The organism is Methylibium sp., assembly GCF_013817365.1.
Lineage (GTDB): Bacteria > Pseudomonadota > Gammaproteobacteria > Burkholderiales > Burkholderiaceae_C > Methylibium.
Genome location: NZ_JACDCU010000027.1, coordinates 1 through 17,683 on the forward strand (window position 1 = coordinate 1; position 17,683 = coordinate 17,683).

Genomic DNA, 17,683 nt, shown 5'->3' on the forward strand with positions numbered 1-17,683 from the left:
TGAGTTCCAGGAAGTCGACGCCCATGCGCTCGGCCATGTCGATGATGCGGCCCACGTGCGGCAGGTTGTAGCGGTGCATCACGCAGTTGAGCACCATCGGCCAGCCCAGGCCCTTGATGATCGCGGTGACCTTGCTCTTGTGCTCGAAGGTGCGTGTGGACGAGAGGAAGTCGTTCAGCTCCCTCGTGGAGTCCTGAAAGCTGAGCTGGATGTGGTCGAGCCCCGCATCCTTGAGCGCGCGGGCGCGCGGCCCGGTCAGGCCGACGCCGGAGGTGATGAGGGTGGTGTAGTAGCCGAGTCGGCGCGCCTCGGCGACCAGCGCTTCCAGGTCTTCGCGCAGCAGCGGCTCTCCGCCCGAGAAGCCGAGCTGCACGGCGCCCGTCTTGCGGGCCTCGCGGAACACGCGCTGCCAGTCGGCGGTGGAAATCTCATCGGCGTGCTGCGCATAGTCGGTCGGGTTGGAACAGAACACGCAGTGCAGCGGGCAGCGGTAGGTCAGCTCGGCCAGCAGCCACAGGGGCGCGCGGGACACTGCGTGTGCGGTGCCATGCGCGCGCTCCGAGTGAAGCGCTTCAGACGATCCAGCCGCGTTCATAGGCGTCGCCCAGGAACTCGCCGACGTCGCCGCGCAGACTGGTTTCGTTGAAGGTTTTCTCGAGGTCGGCGGTGATCTCGGCGACGCTGGCCTTGCCGTCGCAGCGCCGGAGAATCTCGCTCGCCGGGCCGTTGAGCTTGACCAGGCCCTCGGGGTAGAGCAGCACCCAGCAATCCTGCGCCGGCTCGAACTGCAGGCGGTACATCGGCGCGAGGGCCGGGTGCTGGTTGTCGGCAACCGTGGCGGCAGCGCTCACTGGTGCACCCTGCGCGCTGCGCGCTGTCCCGCCGAGCGGGAACATGAGCACTTGGGGCGGCCCGGCGTGCTCATGGTCGAAGCTCTTCGGCAAGGTCGTCGGGGTAAGCGCGCTCGACGGCATCGAGCATCGTCCACAGCACGTCGAGCTTGAACTGCAGGATGGCGAGAGCGCGGTCCTGCCGGGTGCGCGTGTCGCACCAGCTGTGCGCGACTTCCAGGCCGTGCTCCACGTCGCGCTGCGCCAGCGGGATGCGGTTGCGGAAGTAGGCCAGGCCGCTGGCATCGATCCACGGGTAGTGGCTCGGCCAGCCGGCCAGCCGATCGGCATGAATCTTCGGCGCGAACATTTCCGTCAGCGAGGAGATCACGCCTTCCTGCCAGCACGAGCGGCGCGCGAAGTTCACGTAGGCGTCGACGGCGAAGCGCACGCCGGGCTGCACATGGCGCTGGGACCAGAGGTCTTCACGCGTCAGGCCGACGGCCAGGCCGAGCTGCGTCCAGACCTCGATCCCGCCGGCATTCGCGCCTTCGAAGTCGTCGTGCCCGTCGTGGTCGAGCAGTCGCAGCGCCCAGCGGCGGCGGGTCTCGCGGTCGTCGCAGTTGCTCATCACCGCGGCGTCCTTCATCGGGATCGCTTGCTGGTAATAGAAGCGGTTGGCAACCCAGCCGCGTACCTGGAAGGGCGCCAGCGCACCGCTGTTGAGGCGGCGATTGAAGGCGTGATGGATGTGATAGCCGGATTCGCGCGCGCGCAGGCGCGCCTCGAATTCATCGGCCGGCCAGGGCAACTCCTTGGCCACGGCAGGGGGCAGGGCGGCGTTCACAGCGCTATTTCCATTCCGTCGTACGCGACCTCGATGCCGCGGTTGGCGAGTTCGGTGCGCTCGGGGCCGTAGTCGTCGAGGATCGGGTTGCTGTTGTTGATGTGGATGAGAACCTTGCGAGCCGCGCCGGTCTCGTCGAGCGCGTCCATCATGCCGCGGCGCTCGGGGGTGCTTTGCTGCGGCAGATGGCCCATGTCGGCGGCGTACTTTTGCCCCAGGCCGGCCTTGACCATCTCGTCTTCGCTCCAGAAGGTGCCGTCGACCAGCAGGCAGTCGGCGCCGCGCATCCACTCCATTTCGTTCGGCCCCACCTCGGCCAGACCCGGCGAATAGAACAGGCGCTTGCCCGAGCGCAGGTCGGTGACTTCGAGCGCGATGTTGTCGCCCACCTTGGAGTCGTGGCGATGCGGTGAGAAAGGCGGCGCCTTGCCGGGAATGGCGACGGCGCGAAAGCGCAGCGTCTCGAAGCCTTCGATCGTGAACTCGCAGATGCGCTGCTCGCCCGCCACCGGCAGCAGATGCCAGTGCACGCCGCAGTAGTGCTCGAGCACCGTGAGGATGGGCAGGCCGGTGGTCAGGTCCTCGAACACGCAGGGCGTCACGTACAGCTCGATCGGCGGGCCTTCGCGCAGGCTGAGCAGCCCGGTGGCGTGATCGACCTGGGCGTCCATGAGAACCACCGCCTTGATGGGCGTGTCGCGCAGGCCTTGTTTGGGATGCAGGATGGGTTGCACACGCAACTGCTGGCCGATGTCGGGCGAGGCGTTGAGCAGCACCCAGCGCTTGCCGTCGGGCGAGACAGCGATCGAGCTCTGCGTGCGCGGGCGGATCATGCGCGAGCCGTTGCGCGCGCTCGCGCACACCGCGCAGTTGCAGTTCCATTGAGGGCATCCGCCGCCCGCGCCCGAGCCGAGCACGATGATCTTCATGACGCGGCCCGTCCGGGCAGTGGCGGCGCGTAGGCCGTATCTCCGTTCATCGAGCGCTCAGCGCACCGACACGTACAGGGTGACTTCGAAGCCGAAGCGCATCGCTTCGTACCGGGGTTTGGTCCATCGAAGCTTCATCTCGTTTTCTCCAGGGAACTGGCGGTGTCCGTCACTGTGTAGAGTCGCCCACGGGCGGTGTGCCCCGCAACCCCGCATTGACCCTGTGAGCACGGCCCCAAATCAAGGACAAACCCTTCCTACCGGGGAGTGGCTTGCGCCGCTCGACGGGCATCGCGTGTGGTGGTGCGAAGGCGGTGATGCGCGCGGCGTGCCGGTGCTGATCGTGCATGGAGGCCCGGGCGGCGCGAGCCGCATCGAGCCGGCCGGCTGGCTCGCTGGGCTGCCGGTGCGCTGGATCGCGATCGATCAGCGCGGCTGCGGGCGCAGCACCCCGCTTGGCGAAACGGCGCACAACACTTTGCACGACCTGCTGGCCGACATGGAGCGGCTGCGCGAGCAACTGGGCATCGAGCGCTGGGCACTGACCGGTGGCTCCTGGGGTGCGCGGGTCGCCTTGCGCTACGCGGCCGGGTGGCCGCAGCGGGTGAACGGCTTGTTGCTGCGCAGTCCGTTTCTCGGCGGCTTGGCTGAAACGCGGCGCTACATCGCGCCCTGGCCGGCCTGGCTCGGGCAGGAGGGCGAAGCCTGGCTGGGCGAGGAGGCCGCCGCGGCGGTTCTTGCGCTGTACCAGCGCTCAACAGAATCGCTCTGCGCTGGCACAGGGTTACCCCCGGGCTCGCTGGAAGACGAGAAAGTCGCGCGTGTCTGGGCAGCCTTCGACGATGCGCAGTCGGCGCCCGGCGGAGCGCTCGCCGGCGCCAAGCGCTGTTCGCCGGCGACATTGAAAGCGCTGACAGAGACCCAGACTGCGGCGTGGCGGGTGCATCTCCATTTCGCCCGGCGCGGCTGGGGCGAATGCGACGGACATCCGCGTGGCCTGCCAGCGGCGGAGCTGGCGTTAGGACCCAGCGGCGTGGTGTGCGGTGCCGACGACGCGACCTGCGACCCGGCGCTGGCCAATGAATTGGGGCGAGTGCTGCCGGGCGCGCGTGTGCGTGTGGTGCCGAGCGCTGGCCACCGACTCGGCGACCCGCAACTCGCACCGGCGCTGGCCGACGCCGCACGCGAATGGATTGCGGCGCTGTTGCGGAAGTGAAAGACCGAGCTTTCCGGTTTGCTCTCTCTCCCGCGTACTCGTGGGAGAGAGAGAGCGAATCAAACCGCGTTGTTCCAGCGCAGCTTGCGATAGATCGTGTTGCGGCTGATCCCCAGACGTTTGGAGGCGACCGAGATGTTGCCGTCGGCAGCGTCCACTGCCTGGCGAATCATTTCGCGCTCGAGTTCTTCCAGCGTGCCCCCGCCGGCCATGACGGCGGCGGGTGCACCGGCACGGGCAGCCGCCGGTTGCGGTGCGGCGGACTCACTGGGAGGCGCGACGCGCTGCGCGGCGTCTTCGAGGAAGTCGTCGGACAGGTGCTCGCGCGTGACGCGCGGCTCGTTGCCGGCCATCACGGCGGCGGTGTGCAGCACGCCCGCGAGCTGGCGCAGATTGCCCGGCCAGTCGTAGCGCACCAGCAGTTCGGCGACGTCGGGTGCGAGGCTCGGGGCGGCCCCGGCGCATTCGTCCGCGAGGATCTGCTTGATCAGCAGCATCAGGTCGGAGCGCTCGCGCAGCGGCGGCAGCCGCACCGCCAGGCCGTTCAGGCGGTAGTAGAGGTCTTCGCGCAGGCTGTGGTTTTCGATCAGCTCGCGTGGGTTGCGGTCGGTGGCGCCGATCAGGGCGACGTCGACCTCGATCGGCTGCACCGCACCCAGCGGTGTAAGCCGGCGGTCCTGCAGCACACGCAGCAGCCGCGCCTGCAGGCCGGCCGGCAGGCCGCCGATCTCATCGAGGAAAAGCGTGCCGCCCCAGGCCTGCACGATCTTGCCGACTGCGCCCTGGCGGCGTGCGCCGGGGAACACGCCTTCGGCGTAGCCGAACAGTTCGGCTTCCAGCAGGGCCTCGGGCACCGAGGCGCACTGCACGGCGAGGAAAGGCTGAGACGCGCGGCGTGACTCGCGGTGAATGGCGCGAGCGAGCATTTCCTTGCCGCTGCCCGCCTCGCCGAGGATCAGCACCGGAATGTCGCGGTTGAGCACGCGCTTGAGCTTGCCGATGACCGCGTCGATCTGCGCGTCGCCGGTCTGCAGGCGGGCGAAGGTCGGGGCCGGTGCGGCGGGCTCTTCCACCGCAGCCGGTGACTCGGGTTTCTCGGCGCGCATGGCGGCGGCTGTCGCCGCCGCGGCGGAGTGGCTGGCGTCGGGGCCGGTCGCAGGTGTGCCTTCCCAGCCGCCTTGCCACAGCGGCCAGTTGCAGCGGGCCTGCACATGCACCGCCTGGCCGCTGGGCAGCGCCACGCGCAGCGGCGCGGTCAGCGGCGTGCGGCAGGCGTCGACGATGCTGCCGATGGGTGTGCCGAGCAGGCTGGCCACGGTGTGCATGCGCAGGCCGGCGCCGCTCATGTTGAGCAGGTCGAGCGCGCTGCGGTTCGCACCGAGGATGCGGCCATCACGATCGACCGCGAGGATGCCCTCCATCAGCGTGCCGATGAACTCCAGCCGGGCGTGGAAGTGCAGGCGCAGGGCGTCGCGGAAGTCGTCGTTCAGCCAGTGGTTCTCGATCATCCGCGCCGACATCTTCACCAGCCCCATCGTGTGCTGGTGGTAGCCGCGCCGGTCGCCCGATACGTCGAGCACGCCGAGGATGTTGCCGCGCGGGTCGAGGATGGGGGCGGCCTGGCAGGTCAGGAAGTGGTTGGCGTGCATGAAGTGCTCGTCGGCATGCACCAGCACCGCGGTCTCGTCGATCAGCGCGGTGCCCATGCCGTTGGTGCCCTTGGCGCACTCGGCCCAGTTAACGCCGGGCGCCAGGGCCACCTTTGCGGCCTTTTCCAGGAAGTCCTCGTCGCCGATGGAGTGCAGGATGGTGCCCTGCGCGTCCGTCAGCACCACCATGCTCTGCGTCTTGACGATCTGCTCGAACAAGAGCTCCATCACCGGCGCGGCGTGCGCGAACAGCCGGCGGTTGCGCTCGCGGCTGATGGCGAAGTCGGAGCGGGCGATCGGCGTGTAGTCCGGCGCGCCGATGCGCGAAAGCCCCAGGGCCGCACAGCGCTCGTGCGACTCGTTGATCGACATCACATGGTGGCCGTCGAGGGGCAGGGCGCTGGCGATCGGCCGCTGGGCAGCTTCTTCACGGCGGCGGCGGCCGGTGGGCAGGGCGGACTGCGAGCTCTGCGTGGTCATCGAGCCTTCCTTTCTTTGCGTGTCAATCGGCGTCTTGACCCGCTGGACGCTTTTGAACAATTCACTGCCGTGGACGACTGCGCCTGAAACACGAATCGGCGGCAGAGCGCGGATGCTAGGCGATGCGACAGGAATGTTCAATTTCGCAGCACTGAGCCATGCGCAGAAAGATTGCCGACCCCAAAAAGGCGTGCGATCCGGTTGCGACACGGTTGATACGCATGTGACGCTCCGCCAGATGCAGATCGAGGGTTATCCCAGGATATGAAGCCCTGTGCCGAACCCAGAAGATGGGCAGGAACGACGCTGGACCCGGTGTGCAAAAACTGCGCGATCCGTGTGCCTGCGCCAATCACTCAATCGACCGCGGAGATCGCAAACCATGCAGAAGACCCTCCACCTCGACCCCGAAAAGTGCACCGGCTGCCTGCAGTGCGAGATGGCCTGCTCGTTCGAGAACTACGGCGTCTTTGCGCCGAGCAAGTCGCGCATCAAGGTGTTCGACTTCCACCATACCGGCCGCAAGGTGCCCTACACCTGCACGCAATGCGACGAGGCTTGGTGCCTGCACGCCTGCCCGGTGGAGGCGATCACGATCGACCTCATGACCGGCGCCAAGGTCGTCAACGAAGCCACCTGCGTCGGCTGCAAGGTCTGCACCATCGCCTGCCCCTTCGGCACGGTGAATTACGTGCAGGAGACCGGCAAGGTGCAGAAGTGCGACCTTTGCGGCGGCGAGCCGGCCTGTGCCGAAGCCTGCCCGACCGGCGCCATCACCTACGTCGACGCGAACTGGACCGGGCTGAACAAGATGGCCGCCTGGGCCGAGAAGCTCGGTAATCAGCCAACAGCGCAGCCAACAGCGCAACCCGCTGCCGCCTGAGGAGAAACGAACATGTCCTGGGCAGGAAAAATCCTTCGCGTCAACCTCACCGCCGGCACCGTCACGTCCGAGCCTTTGAAGATGGACTGGGCTCGCCAGTACCTCGGCTCCCGCGGCCTGGCCACCAAGTACCTGGTCGAGGAAATCGATCCCAAGGTCGATCCGCTGGCGATCGAGAACAAGATCATCTGGGCGACCGGCCCGCTGACCGGCACCATGGCCTCCACGGGCGGGCGCTACACGGTCGTGACCAAAGGCCCGCTCACGGGGGCCATCGCCTGCTCCAACTCGGGCGGCTACTGGGGCGCAGAGCTCAAGTTCGCCGGCTGGGACATGGTGATCTTCGAAGGCAAGTCGTCCAAGCCGGTGTACCTGGCTATCGAGGACGACAAGGCCGAACTGCGCGACGCCTCGCACCTGTGGGGCAAGTCGGTGTGGGAGACCGAAGGCATCATCAAGAAGGAGCACCAGGATCCGCTTACTCGCGTGTCGAGCATCGGCCTGGCGGGCGAGAACGGGGTGCTGTACGCGGCGGTCGTGAACGACCTGCACCGGGCCGCCGGCCGCTCCGGCGTGGGCGCCGTGATGGGCTCCAAGAACCTGAAGGCGATCGCCGTGCGCGGCACCCAGGGCGTGGGCAACATCGTCAACCCGAAGGAGTTCATGCGGACCACCTTCGAGAAGAAGAAGATCCTCGCCGACAACGCCGTCACCGGCCAGGGCCTGCCGACCTACGGCACCCAGGTGTTGATGAACGTGATCAACGAAATGGGCGCCTCGCCCACGCGCAACCACCGCGACGTGCAGTTCGAGGGTGCGAAGGACATCTCCGCCGAAGCCATGGCCACGCCGCGCAAGACCGACGGCAAGAAGCCGCTGGTCACCAACCAGGCCTGCTTCGGCTGCACCATCGCCTGCGGGCGCATCCAGAAGATGGACCCCGGTCACTTCTCGGTGGAGAACAAGCCGCAGTACTGGGGCGCCTCCGGCGGCCTGGAATACGAAGCGGCCTGGGCGCTGGGCAATGCCAATGGCGTGGACGACCTCGAGGCGCTGCAATACGCCAACCTGATGTGCAACGAGCAGGGCATGGATCCCATCTCCTTCGGCGCAACCATCGGCGCGGTGATGGAGCTGTTCGAGATGGGCGTGCTCACCAAGGAGCAGCTCGGCACCGACGCTCCTTTCGGCTCTGCCCGCGCGCTCGTGCACTTCGCCGAGATCACCGCTCGGGGCGAAGGCTTCGGCAAGGAAATCGGCATGGGCTCCAAGCGCCTGACCGCGAAGTACGGCTACCCCGACCTGTCGATGAGCGTCAAGGGCCAGGAGTTCCCGGCCTACGACGCGCGCGGCATTCAGGGCATGGGCCTGGCCTACGCCACCTCCAACCGCGGCGCCTGCCATCTGCGGGGCTACACGGTGGCCTCCGAAGTGCTGGGCATCCCGGTCAAGACCGACCCGCTGGTCTCAGAAGGCAAGCCCGAGCTGGTCAAGGCCTTCCAGGACGCGACCGCTGCGTTCGACTCGGCCGGCATCTGCATCTTCACGAGCTTCGCCTGGGGCCTGTCGGACGTGCAGCCGCAGGTCGCGGCCGCTTGCGGCGAGGAGTTCACGCTCGAGAACCTGAACATGATCGGCGAGCGCATCTGGAACATGGAGCGCGACTTCAACAACCGGGCTGGTTTCACCGACAAGGACGACACCCTGCCCAAGCGCCTGCTCACCGAGCCGGCCCGCAACGGCCCCGCCGAGGGCCTGGTCAGCAAGCTGCCGGAGATGCTGCCGAAGTACTACGAAGCCCGTGGCTGGGACCCGACCGGCCAGCTCAAGGCCGAGACGCGCGAGCGGCTGGGTCTGTAGCAGAACGCGCGACTGTGATCACCGAAGAATTCGAATGCGACACCTGATCCTCGGCGCCGGGCCGGCCGGCCTCATTGCGGCCGAGGCGCTGCGCAAACATGCGCCCGCCGACAGCATCACCGTCGTCGGCGACGAGCCCGAGCCGCCGTATTCGCGCATGGCGATTCCTTACCTGCTGATGGGCAACGTCGAGGAGAACGGCACCTATCTGCGCCGCGACGCCGAGCACCTGCGCAAGCTCGACATCGCCCTCGTCCACCAGCGCGCGGTGAGCGTCGATGCCCAGCGCCGCACCGTCACGCTCGACAACGGCAGCGTTCTCGAGTTCGACAGGCTGCTCATCGCGACCGGCTCGCAGCCGGTGCGCCCACCTATTCCGGGCATCGACCTGCCCGGCGTTCATCCGTGCTGGACGCTGGCGAATGCCCGCCACATTCAGGAGCTCGCCAAGCCCGGCGCCAAGGTGCTCCAGATGGGAGCAGGTTTTATCGGCTGCATCATCATGGAAGCACTGGCCGCACGTGGTGTGGAACTGACAGTCGTGGAGATGGGCGACCGCATGGTGCCGCGCATGATGGGGCCGACCGCCGGCAACATGATCAAGGGTTGGTGCGAGACGAAGGGCGTGCGCGTCTTCACCGGCACCCGGGTCGAGGCGATCGAAGCAGCCTCGAACGGCGCCGCGCAGGTGCCGGCGGGAAGCGCTGAAGCGCCGTCGCGGCTCGCTCCGTTGATGGACAAGCTGACCCGCTCTTTCGGAGAGGCCGATCCGGCGATCGCCGCCGCCGCCCTGCAGGCGCGCTCCGACACGCACAGCCCGATGCACGTGCGCCTGTCCAACGGCCATACGCTCGAAGCCGACCTCGTGATCAGCGCCACCGGCGTCAAGCCGAACATCGCCTTTCTCGAAGGCTCGGGCATCGAATGCAAGCAGGGCGTGCTCACCGACGAGCGGCTGCAGACCAACGTGCCCGGCATCTTTGCCGCGGGAGACTGCGCCGAGGCCTACGACCTGGCCACCAAGACGCGCGTGATCAGCGCGATCCAGCCCAACGCGGCCGATCAGGCCCAGGTTGCGGCGATGAACATGCTCGGGCACCCCGTTGTGCTGCAGCGCGTGACGCAGATCAACGTGCTCGACACGCTCGGCCTCATCTCGGCGAGCTTCGGTGACTGGGAGGGTGTGCCCGGCGGCGAGCATGTCGAGCTGACCGATGCCGGCGGCTTCAAGCACCTGAGCCTGCAATTCGATACCGAGCGGCTGGTCGGCTGCAACAGCATCGGCTGGACCGAGCACGTGGGCGTGATGCGCGGCCTTGTGGAAGGGCGGATTCAGTTGGGTGAATGGCGCCAGCGCCTGATCGACGATCCGACCTTGCTGACCGCGGCCTACATCGCGCAAGGCCAGGCGCAGGAGCGTTGGCAGCAGACGGCGGTGCGGGCGCGCTGAGCTCTGCTGCCTCGCGGCCGGTGCTTGTAGGGGCGCCGAGAAAGCGCACTGCTGCTGGCGAAGCCGGATCCGAATGCCCGGCGTAGCGAACAAGAATTCCCTGAGCGCAGCCGGGCATTCGGATTCGGCTTCGCTCGCGCCGAACCGTGCATCGCCCAGCGTCCCCGTTGCGTTCCGATCCGGCCATCATCTGCACATGAAGATCACGTTCAAGCTCTACGCCATGCTCACCGAATATTTGCCGCCCGAAGCGCGCAGCGGCAATCGGGTCGAGCTCGACATTGCGATCGAATCGACGATCGCCGACGTCATTGCGCCGTTTGCGCTGCCGATGAAGCTGGTGCACCTGGTGCTGATCAACGGACACTACATCGCGCCGGAAGATCGCTCGACGCGCACGCTGGTCGAAGGCGACGTGCTTGCCATCTGGCCGCCGATTGCGGGCGGGTGATGCAGGCGGACTACCCCGCCAGCTTCGAGCGCGACACCGCCGGGACCGAAGCGGAATGGCTGCTTCGGCTGCCCGGTGCCTGCGGCTCGTGCGCGGTGCGCGTCGAGGGCGCAAGCGCGACGGTGGCGATCGGCAGCGGCCGTTTGTTGCTGCATTGGAGCGAGCTGCCGCCACGGCGGATCGCGCTCATGTGCATGCCGCGCATGACGGTGGGCTTTCGGTTCGAAGGCGTAACCGACGAGGCGCGCCAAGCCTTCATGCGCTACTTCGATCTCTATATGCAACGAGGCGGTGGGTGAAGCTCGAGCCTCACCCGTAGCGCAGCTCCGTCGCCTTGCCCCAGAACACTCGGTACGAGAACACCGTGTAGGCGGCGATCGCCGGCACCGAAATGCACACGCCGACGAGGATCACCTTGAGTGCCGCGGGGCTGCTGGCCGATTCCCAGATCGTGAGCTGATCGATCACGACATAGGGATAGATGCTGTAAGCCAGGCCGAGGAAGCCGAGCAGGAACACGCCGACCAACAGCACGAACGGCAGCCAGCACAGCGCGCCGCGAACGATGGGCTTGTCGAGCAGCACGCGCGCCGTTCCGAGAGCGATCGCGGTCGTGATCGGGATCACCACCAGCGCAATGATCTCGGGCAGGGAGAACCAGCGCTCGCGCACCGTCTCGCTGATCCACGGTGTGGCCAGCGAGATCAGTACCATGCCCACGACCACCGGCCACCAGGCCAGCTTGGCCCAGTGGATAGCCCTTTCCTGCAACTCGCCCTCGGTCTTCATGACCAGCCAGGCGGCGCCCATCAGCACGTAGGCTGCCGGCAGCGCGAGCGCGATGGCGCCCGCGAAGACGGGGTAGTTCCAACCCTCGCCGAAGCCGCTGACGTAGCGGCCGAGCATCCACCCCTGCGACACCGAGGCGAGCAGGGAGCCGGCGAAGAACAGGCGGTCCCACATGGGCTTGCGCGCGGCCTTGGCCTTGACGCGGAAGTCGAAGGCCACGCCGCGCAGGATGAGGCCGACCAGCATCAGCGCCACCGGCATGTAGAGCTGCGTGAGCACCAGGCCGTGCGCCTTGGGGAAGGCCACCAGCAGGATGCCGATGCCCAGCACGAGCCAGGTTTCGTTGGCGTCCCAGAACGGGCCGATGGAGGCGATGAGCACGTCTTTCTCGACGGCGCTGGCGCGCGGCATGAGCAGCCCGACGCCGAGGTCGTAGCCGTCGCTGATGACGTAGATGAGCATCGACACGCCCATCAGCGCCATGAAGATCACCGGCAGGGACTCGTCGAACGTCACGACTTGGCTCCCCCTTCGATCAGCACTTCGGCGGCTCGGCCCTCGGCCTGGTCCAGCGCGTCGGGTTGCGTCACTTCTTCCGGCTTTTCGGCCATGTACTTGAGCACGCCGATGTAGGCGACGATCAGTGCCAGGTACACCAGGACGTACATCGCAAGACTGCTGGCGACCATCGTGGCCGGCACGTCGGAAACGACATCGGCCGTGCGCACCAGGCCGTAGACGATGAAGGGCTGGCGGCCGATCTCCGTGACGTACCAGCCGGCGACGGTGGCCACCCAGCCCGAGAAGGTCATGCCGGCCAGCACCCACAGCAGCGGCCGCGGCAGCTTGTCCGGCGCCCAGCGAGCGCGCTTGGCCAGGCCCCAGCCGATCCAGCTCACGGCGAGCATCAGCATGCCCATGCCGACCATGACGCGAAAGGCCCAGAACACCGGGGCCACCGGCGGATGAGCGTCTGGAAACTCGTTGAGGCCCTTGATCTCGCCGTCGAAATCGTGGGTGAGGATGTAGCTGGCCAGGTTCGGAATCGAGATGCCGAAGCGGTTTTCGCGCCGCTCGGCGTCGGGCCATGCAAAGAGCATCAGCGGCGCGCCCTTCTGCGTTTGCCAGACGCCTTCCATCGCGGCGATCTTTTGCGGCTGGTGGTGCAGCGTGTTCAGGCCGTGCAGATCGCCGACGAAGATCTGCACCGGGATCAGCACAGCGGCGACGGTCAGGCCGACCTTGAGCATCTTGGCCGCCGATCGCCGGGCGGTGTCTTGCAGCAACTGCCAGGCGCTCAGGCCGGCGATCAGGAACGAGCAGGTCAATGCCGATGCGATCAGCATGTGCGTCAGACGGTAGGGGAAGGAGGGGTTGAAAATCACCTCGGCCCAGCTGGTGACATGGAAGACGCCGTCGATGAGCTCGTAGCCCGCCGGGGTCTGCATCCACGAGTTGAGCGCCAGGATCCAGAACGCGCTCACAGTCGTGCCGAAGGCGACGAAGAAGGTCGCCATCAGGTGCACGCGTTCGCTCACCCGCCCGTGGCCGAACAGCATGATGCCGAGGAAACCGGCTTCGAGGAAGAAGGCGGTGAGTACTTCATAGGCGAGCAGCGGTCCCGCCACGTTGCCGGCGCGCTCCATGTAGCCCGGCCAGTTGGTGCCGAACTGGAAGCTCATCGTCACGCCGCTGACGACGCCGAGCGCGAAGCTCAGCGCGAACACCTTGGTGAAGAGGCGGTAGGCGGCCAGCCACGCCGTGTCGTTCGTGCGCAGCCAGCGAACGCGGAAGAAGAGCAGCAGCCAGCCGAGTGCGATGGTGATCGTCGGGAACAGGATGTGGAACGTGATGTTGGCGGCGAACTGCATGCGCGCCAGGATCAGGGCATCCATCCGGTCGTTCCCTCCATCGCTGCTTGTCTCGTGAATCGGTCGGAGCGCCAGTATCCCGCGCCGGCAAGCGCGGCGTGGGCTCTCGCTCGCACCACCATAATCTGCGTCCGACCTGCGCCCGATCAAGACTGCGATGAACGATCGTCAAGACCTCGCCGGCAAGCGCCTCGTGCTCGGCCTCTCAGGCGGCGTGGCCTGCTACAAGGCGGCAGAACTGACGCGCCTGCTCGTCAAGGCCGGCGCCTCGGTGCGCGTGGTGATGACCGAGGCCGCGCAGCAGTTCATCACGCCGGTGACGATGCAGGCACTTTCCGGCCAGCCGGTGCTCACCAGCCAGTGGGACGCTGCCGAGCCCAATAACATGGCGCACATCAACCTGACGCGCGAGGCCGATGCGGTGCTCATCGCACCGGCCAGCGCCGACCTCATGGCGCAACTGGCTCAGGGTCGCGCCGACGAGCTGCTGAGCCTGCTCTGCCTGGCACGGCCCATCGAGCGCTGCACGCTGCTGCTTGCACCGGCCATGAACCGAGAAATGTGGGCCCACCCGGCGACGCAGCGCAATGCCGCGCAGCTGCGCGCCGATGGGGCGTTCCTGCTCGGTCCGGCCAGCGGCGCGCAGGCCTGCGGCGAGATCGGCGACGGCCGCATGCTCGAGCCCGACGAACTGCTCGAAGACCTGATCGCGGTTCTTTCGCCAAAGCCGCTGGCCGGCGAGCGCGTCCTGATCACCGCCGGCCCGACCTTCGAGGCCATCGACCCGGTGCGCGGCCTGACCAACCGGTCGAGCGGCAAGATGGGCTTCGCCATCGCCCGCGCGGCGCGCGAGGCGGGCGCGGAGGTCACGCTGGTCGCCGGTCCGGTGCCCTTGCCCACGCCGCGCGGCGTGAAGCGAATCGACGTGCAGAGCGCCGACGAGATGCTGGGCGCCGTGCTGCCGCAATGCGCGACGCACGGCATCTTCATCGCCACCGCGGCAGTGGCCGACTGGCGGCCCGCGCGGCTGGCCGAGCACAAGATCAAGAAGGACGGCAAGAAGGTCGCACCCGGCGTCGAGCTGACCGAGAACACCGACATCCTCGCCACGGTGGCGGCGCTGCCGAAGCCGCCGTACTGCGTCGGCTTCGCGGCCGAGAGCGAGCAGCTTGCGGCGCATGCCCGCGCCAAGCTCGAGCGCAAGCGCCTGCCGCTGGTGGTCGGCAACCTGGGCCCTGCCACCTTCGGACGCGACGATAACGCGCTGCTGCTGGTCGACGCGCACGGCGAGCAGGCGCTGCCGGCGGGCGGCGGCACGGCCGACAAGCTCGAACTCGCGCGTCAGCTCGTTGCCGAGATCGCACGGCGACGCGCGGCGCTCAGCGTTTGAAACTTCGCGGCGCTGCCGCCCTGGCTGCATGACGACCATCGACCTGAAGGTACTGGACCCGCGCTTGGCCGAGATGTTGCCGAGCTACGCCACGCCGGGCAGCGCCGGCCTCGATCTGCGCGCCTGCCTCGATGCGCCGCTCGTGATCGAGCCGGGAGCGTCTCATCTGATCCCCACCGGGCTTGCACTGCACATCGGCGACGCGGGCCTGGCCGCCATGATCCTGCCGCGCTCGGGCTTGGGTCACAAGCACGGCATCGTGCTGGGCAACCTGGTCGGGTTGATCGATTCCGACTACCAGGGCCCGTTGATGGTGAGTTGCTGGAACCGCAGCGACGCGGCGTTCACCCTGCAGCCGATGGAGCGCATCGCACAGCTTGTCATCGTGCCGGTCGTGCAGGCGGGCTTTCGGGTGGTCGCGTCCTTCGATGCGTCGCACCGAGGCGAAGGCGGCTTCGGCTCGACCGGCCGATAACGCGGCGCGCTCAGCGCGGCCGGGCGCCGCTTCAGTGCAGTTGCGTGGAGGGCGGCACGGTACTCAACACCGTGACCGTCTGCTGCGCGACCGAGCCGTGTTCGATCTCGACTTCGGAGGCGGCTCGCACATCCCGCACCTTCAGCGCCAGCACCAGCGCGATGCCGGCGAGCGGATGATTGCCGTCGAACACCACGTGGGTTTCGAAGGCCTCGGTGACGGTGTAGACCACTTCGTTCGGCATGCCCTGCGTGGTGGCGCCTTCGGGCACGCCGTCGAACTGCATGCCTGCTTCGATGTGCCCGCTGAACGCGCTGCGTTCCTCGAAGAAAACCAGTGCGGGGTCGTAGTCGCCGAAGGCATGTTCGGGCTCGAGGTGCAGGGTCGCCTCGAAGCCCTCGCCTTGGCCGATCAAGGCCTCTTCGACCTTGTTGAGCAGGTCGTCGCCGCCTACGAAAAACTCGACGGGCTCGACCAGTTCGTCGAACAGTTGACCGTGGGCGTCTTCGAGTCGCCAGCTCAGGCTGACGACGCACGGGGCGTCGATTTGCATGCGGAGATGATCGCACAATGACCCCATGGTGATGCCTGCGGACATCGATACGCCGACCCCTCTGTTGGGTCGTTTGAGCCCGCGCGTTTTCATGCGCCGGCACTGGCAGAAGAAGCCGCTGCTGATCCGCCAGGCGATGCCCGGCGTGCAGCCGCCGCTCGACCGCAGGGCGCTGTTTGCGCTGGCCTCGAGCGAGGCCGTCGAGTCGCGTCTGATCGTGCGGGGCGGCAATGAGGCGCCGGGCGGCTGGCGGCTGCGGTCGGGCCCACTCCCACGCCGCGCGCTGCCGCCGGTTTCGCAGCCGGGCTGGAGCCTGCTGGTGCAGGGACTGGACCTGCACGCGCCGCAAGCGCGGGCCTTGCTCGAGCGTTTTCGCTTCGTGCCCGAGGCGCGGCTCGACGACCTGATGCTGTCCTGGGCCAGCGATGGCGGCGGCGTGGGTCCGCACGTCGATTCGTACGATGTGTTCCTGTTGCAGGTGCAGGGGCGGCGTCGCTGGCGCGTCGGGGCCGTGCGCGACGCCACGCCCGAGCCGGGACTGCCGCTGAAGATCCTGGCCCGCTTCGAGCCGCAGCATGAGTGGCTCCTCGAACCCGGCGACATGCTCTATCTGCCGCCCGGGTGGGGCCACGACGGCGTGGCCGAAGGCGAGTGCATGACCGCCTCGATCGGCTTTCGCGCCCCCGAGCGCGCCGAGCTCGCCCGCGAGGTGCTCGGCCGCCTGCTCGAAGGCGACGACGCCGGCCCGCGCGTTGTGTACCGCGATGCCTCGCAGCCGGCCACCGCGGAGCCCGGCCGCATCCCTGCGGCGCTGCAGGCTTTCGCGGCCGACGCGGTGGCCCGTGCGCTGCGCGAGCCGCGCGCACTGCAGGCCGCGCTCGGCGAAGCGCTGACCGAGCCGAAACCGCAGGTGTGGTTTGCGCCCGGCGAGGTCGGGTCGCTAGAAGGCGGGGTCGTGCTCGACCCGCGCACCCGCATGATGTATGACGACGCCCATGTGTTCGTCAACGGCGAATCCTGGCGTGCCGGTGGGCGCGCCGCAAAGCTGATGCGCCGCCTGGCCGATGCGCGCAGCTTGACCGCGAGCGAACTTGCTCGCGCCGATGAGGCAGCGCGCGAACTGCTGATGCAGTGGCTGGAAGACGGCTGGCTGCAAGCGCTGGACGGGCCGACGAAGGAGTGACGGCGATGACATCCCAAGAGCTTGAGGACGAAGCGGCGCCGGCCTCGGGCGCCGACGAGATCGATTCGCGAGACGATTTCCGGCGCGCGTTGGTGGCCGCGATCGAAGCGGCCGCGCAGCAAGTCGGCGCGACGCAACTGTGGCTGTGCGATCCGGACTTTTCGAACTGGCCTCTCGGCCAGCCCGAGGTGGTCGAGTCGCTGGCACGGTGGGCCCGGTCGCACCGGCGCCTCACGCTGTTGGCCGCCGACTACCGCGTCCTGGCGCAAAGCGCACCGCGCTGGCACGCGTGGCGTCGTCAGTGGTCGCACATCGTGCACTGCCTGCAAGTGCATGAAGAAGTCGCCGCCAGCTTGCCCACGCTGCTCTTCGCCCCCGGCCTTCGGACAGTGCGCCTGCACGACCGCGAACGCCACCGCGGCCGGGTGCTCCACGCACCGCTCGAACTGACGCACTGCGGCGAATGGCTGGACGCGCTTTCGCAACGGGCCGAGGAAAGCCTGCCGGTCACGACTTTAGGACTGTAAGACTCGAGCCGGCGACGTCGAATCGGCGGGTCGTCGGACTACGGGTAAGTCCGAAGGGCCGGCTATACTTTTTGGCTTGGCTCGGACGTGGTTTCGCGTGCGAATCATGGTCGGAACGCGACGAATTCGGCGGGTTCCGCTCCTTTTCCGGTAGACCTTTGAACTTTCGATCTAGGACCTGTAAATGAACAAATCTCTCGTGCTGGCCGCCCTGGTTGCCGCCGCCGCTCTCGCCGCTTGCGGCAAGAACGAAGAAGCGGTCGTGATGCCTGCTCCGGCTCCCGTGGAAGCGCCTGCTCC

The 17,683-nt window shown here is 67.7% G+C and carries 19 protein-coding genes; 10 read left to right on the forward strand and 9 right to left on the reverse strand.

From position 1 onward, the window contains the following. From H0W38_RS03435 to pqqA, 5 genes are all read right to left on the reverse strand, one after another. Positions 1-532, reverse strand: a 532-nt coding sequence (locus tag H0W38_RS03435; RefSeq protein ID WP_292451219.1) for a radical SAM protein, incomplete at its 3' end; no start/stop codon positions are given. Between the two features lie 40 nt (positions 533-572). Next, positions 573-851, reverse strand: coding sequence for a pyrroloquinoline quinone biosynthesis peptide chaperone PqqD (gene pqqD, locus H0W38_RS03440; RefSeq protein ID WP_292445424.1), 279 nt, complete (start codon positions 849-851; stop codon positions 573-575). Positions 852-921: 70 nt separating this feature from the next. Further along, complete coding sequence (pqqC, locus tag H0W38_RS03445) at positions 922-1,677, reverse strand: pyrroloquinoline-quinone synthase PqqC (protein ID WP_292451221.1); 756 nt, start codon at positions 1,675-1,677, stop codon at positions 922-924. After that, entirely contained in the window at positions 1,674-2,606 is a 933-nt protein-coding gene (gene pqqB / locus H0W38_RS03450; protein ID WP_292451223.1) for a pyrroloquinoline quinone biosynthesis protein PqqB, read from the reverse strand. The genes pqqC and pqqB overlap by 4 nt, the downstream gene beginning before the upstream one ends. Before the next feature lie 57 nt (positions 2,607-2,663). Further along, positions 2,664-2,822: a pyrroloquinoline quinone precursor peptide PqqA gene (gene pqqA / locus H0W38_RS22000; RefSeq protein WP_367161573.1), complete on the reverse strand. Its 159-nt coding sequence runs from the start codon at positions 2,820-2,822 to the stop codon at positions 2,664-2,666. A 7-nt stretch (positions 2,823-2,829) separates the two neighbouring features. Here pqqA and H0W38_RS03455 point away from each other — a divergent pair, with 7 nt between their 5' ends. Then, positions 2,830-3,822, forward strand: a complete 993-nt coding sequence (locus H0W38_RS03455) for an alpha/beta fold hydrolase (RefSeq protein WP_292451225.1) — start codon at positions 2,830-2,832, stop codon at positions 3,820-3,822. A gap of 59 nt (positions 3,823-3,881) precedes the next feature. Here H0W38_RS03455 and H0W38_RS03460 read toward each other — a convergent pair whose 3' ends face one another. Continuing rightward, entirely contained in the window at positions 3,882-5,951 is a 2,070-nt protein-coding gene (locus H0W38_RS03460) for a sigma-54-dependent Fis family transcriptional regulator (RefSeq protein ID WP_292451227.1), read from the reverse strand. A gap of 382 nt (positions 5,952-6,333) precedes the next feature. On the opposite strand from H0W38_RS03460, the gene H0W38_RS03465 reads away from it, so the two are divergent. The 5 genes from H0W38_RS03465 to H0W38_RS03485 all read left to right on the forward strand — a co-directional run bounded on the left by H0W38_RS03465 (position 6,334) and on the right by H0W38_RS03485 (position 10,894). Then, complete coding sequence (locus H0W38_RS03465) at positions 6,334-6,834, forward strand: 4Fe-4S dicluster domain-containing protein (RefSeq protein WP_292451229.1); 501 nt, start codon at positions 6,334-6,336, stop codon at positions 6,832-6,834. Between the two features lie 12 nt (positions 6,835-6,846). Beyond that, the gene (locus tag H0W38_RS03470) at positions 6,847-8,694 is read left to right on the forward strand and encodes an aldehyde ferredoxin oxidoreductase family protein (protein WP_292451230.1); all 1,848 of its coding nucleotides are present in this window, start codon (positions 6,847-6,849) and stop codon (positions 8,692-8,694) included. A 34-nt stretch (positions 8,695-8,728) separates the two neighbouring features. After that, a complete protein-coding gene (locus H0W38_RS03475; protein WP_292451232.1) occupies positions 8,729-10,144 on the forward strand; it encodes an FAD-dependent oxidoreductase in 1,416 nt (471 codons plus the stop codon). A 196-nt stretch (positions 10,145-10,340) separates the two neighbouring features. Continuing rightward, positions 10,341-10,595 carry a MoaD/ThiS family protein gene (locus H0W38_RS03480; RefSeq protein WP_292451234.1) on the forward strand — a complete coding sequence of 85 codons (255 nt, stop codon included), beginning with the start codon at positions 10,341-10,343 and terminating at the stop codon, positions 10,593-10,595. Next, positions 10,595-10,894, forward strand: coding sequence for a hypothetical protein (locus tag H0W38_RS03485; protein ID WP_292451236.1), 300 nt, complete (start codon positions 10,595-10,597; stop codon positions 10,892-10,894). The genes H0W38_RS03480 and H0W38_RS03485 overlap by 1 nt, the downstream gene beginning before the upstream one ends. 10 nt (positions 10,895-10,904) lie before the next feature. Here H0W38_RS03485 and H0W38_RS03490 read toward each other — a convergent pair whose 3' ends face one another. Together H0W38_RS03490 and H0W38_RS03495 are read right to left on the reverse strand one after the other, a co-directional pair. After that, the gene (locus H0W38_RS03490; protein WP_292451238.1) at positions 10,905-11,900 is read right to left on the reverse strand and encodes a cytochrome d ubiquinol oxidase subunit II; all 996 of its coding nucleotides are present in this window, start codon (positions 11,898-11,900) and stop codon (positions 10,905-10,907) included. Further along, entirely contained in the window at positions 11,897-13,279 is a 1,383-nt protein-coding gene (locus H0W38_RS03495; protein WP_292451240.1) for a cytochrome ubiquinol oxidase subunit I, read from the reverse strand. Before H0W38_RS03495 ends, H0W38_RS03490 begins: the two co-directional genes overlap by 4 nt. Before the next feature lie 133 nt (positions 13,280-13,412). Here H0W38_RS03495 and coaBC point away from each other — a divergent pair, with 133 nt between their 5' ends. Next, on the forward strand, positions 13,413-14,645 hold the full coding sequence (gene coaBC, locus H0W38_RS03500) for a bifunctional phosphopantothenoylcysteine decarboxylase/phosphopantothenate--cysteine ligase CoaBC (RefSeq protein WP_292451242.1): 1,233 nt from the start codon (positions 13,413-13,415) through the stop codon (positions 14,643-14,645). Positions 14,646-14,673: 28 nt separating this feature from the next. Next, complete coding sequence (gene dut / locus H0W38_RS03505; RefSeq protein WP_292451244.1) at positions 14,674-15,120, forward strand: dUTP diphosphatase; 447 nt, start codon at positions 14,674-14,676, stop codon at positions 15,118-15,120. A gap of 31 nt (positions 15,121-15,151) precedes the next feature. Here the strand turns inward: dut and H0W38_RS03510 are convergent, their stop codons facing one another. Further along, positions 15,152-15,673, reverse strand: coding sequence for a peptidylprolyl isomerase (locus tag H0W38_RS03510; RefSeq protein ID WP_292451246.1), 522 nt, complete (start codon positions 15,671-15,673; stop codon positions 15,152-15,154). A gap of 25 nt (positions 15,674-15,698) precedes the next feature. On the opposite strand from H0W38_RS03510, the gene H0W38_RS03515 reads away from it, so the two are divergent. Beyond that, positions 15,699-16,856, forward strand: coding sequence for a cupin domain-containing protein (locus H0W38_RS03515; protein ID WP_292451248.1), 1,158 nt, complete (start codon positions 15,699-15,701; stop codon positions 16,854-16,856). 5 nt (positions 16,857-16,861) lie between these two features. Next, the gene (locus H0W38_RS03520; protein WP_292451250.1) at positions 16,862-17,383 is read left to right on the forward strand and encodes a hypothetical protein; all 522 of its coding nucleotides are present in this window, start codon (positions 16,862-16,864) and stop codon (positions 17,381-17,383) included. Positions 17,384-17,683 lie beyond the last annotated feature (300 nt).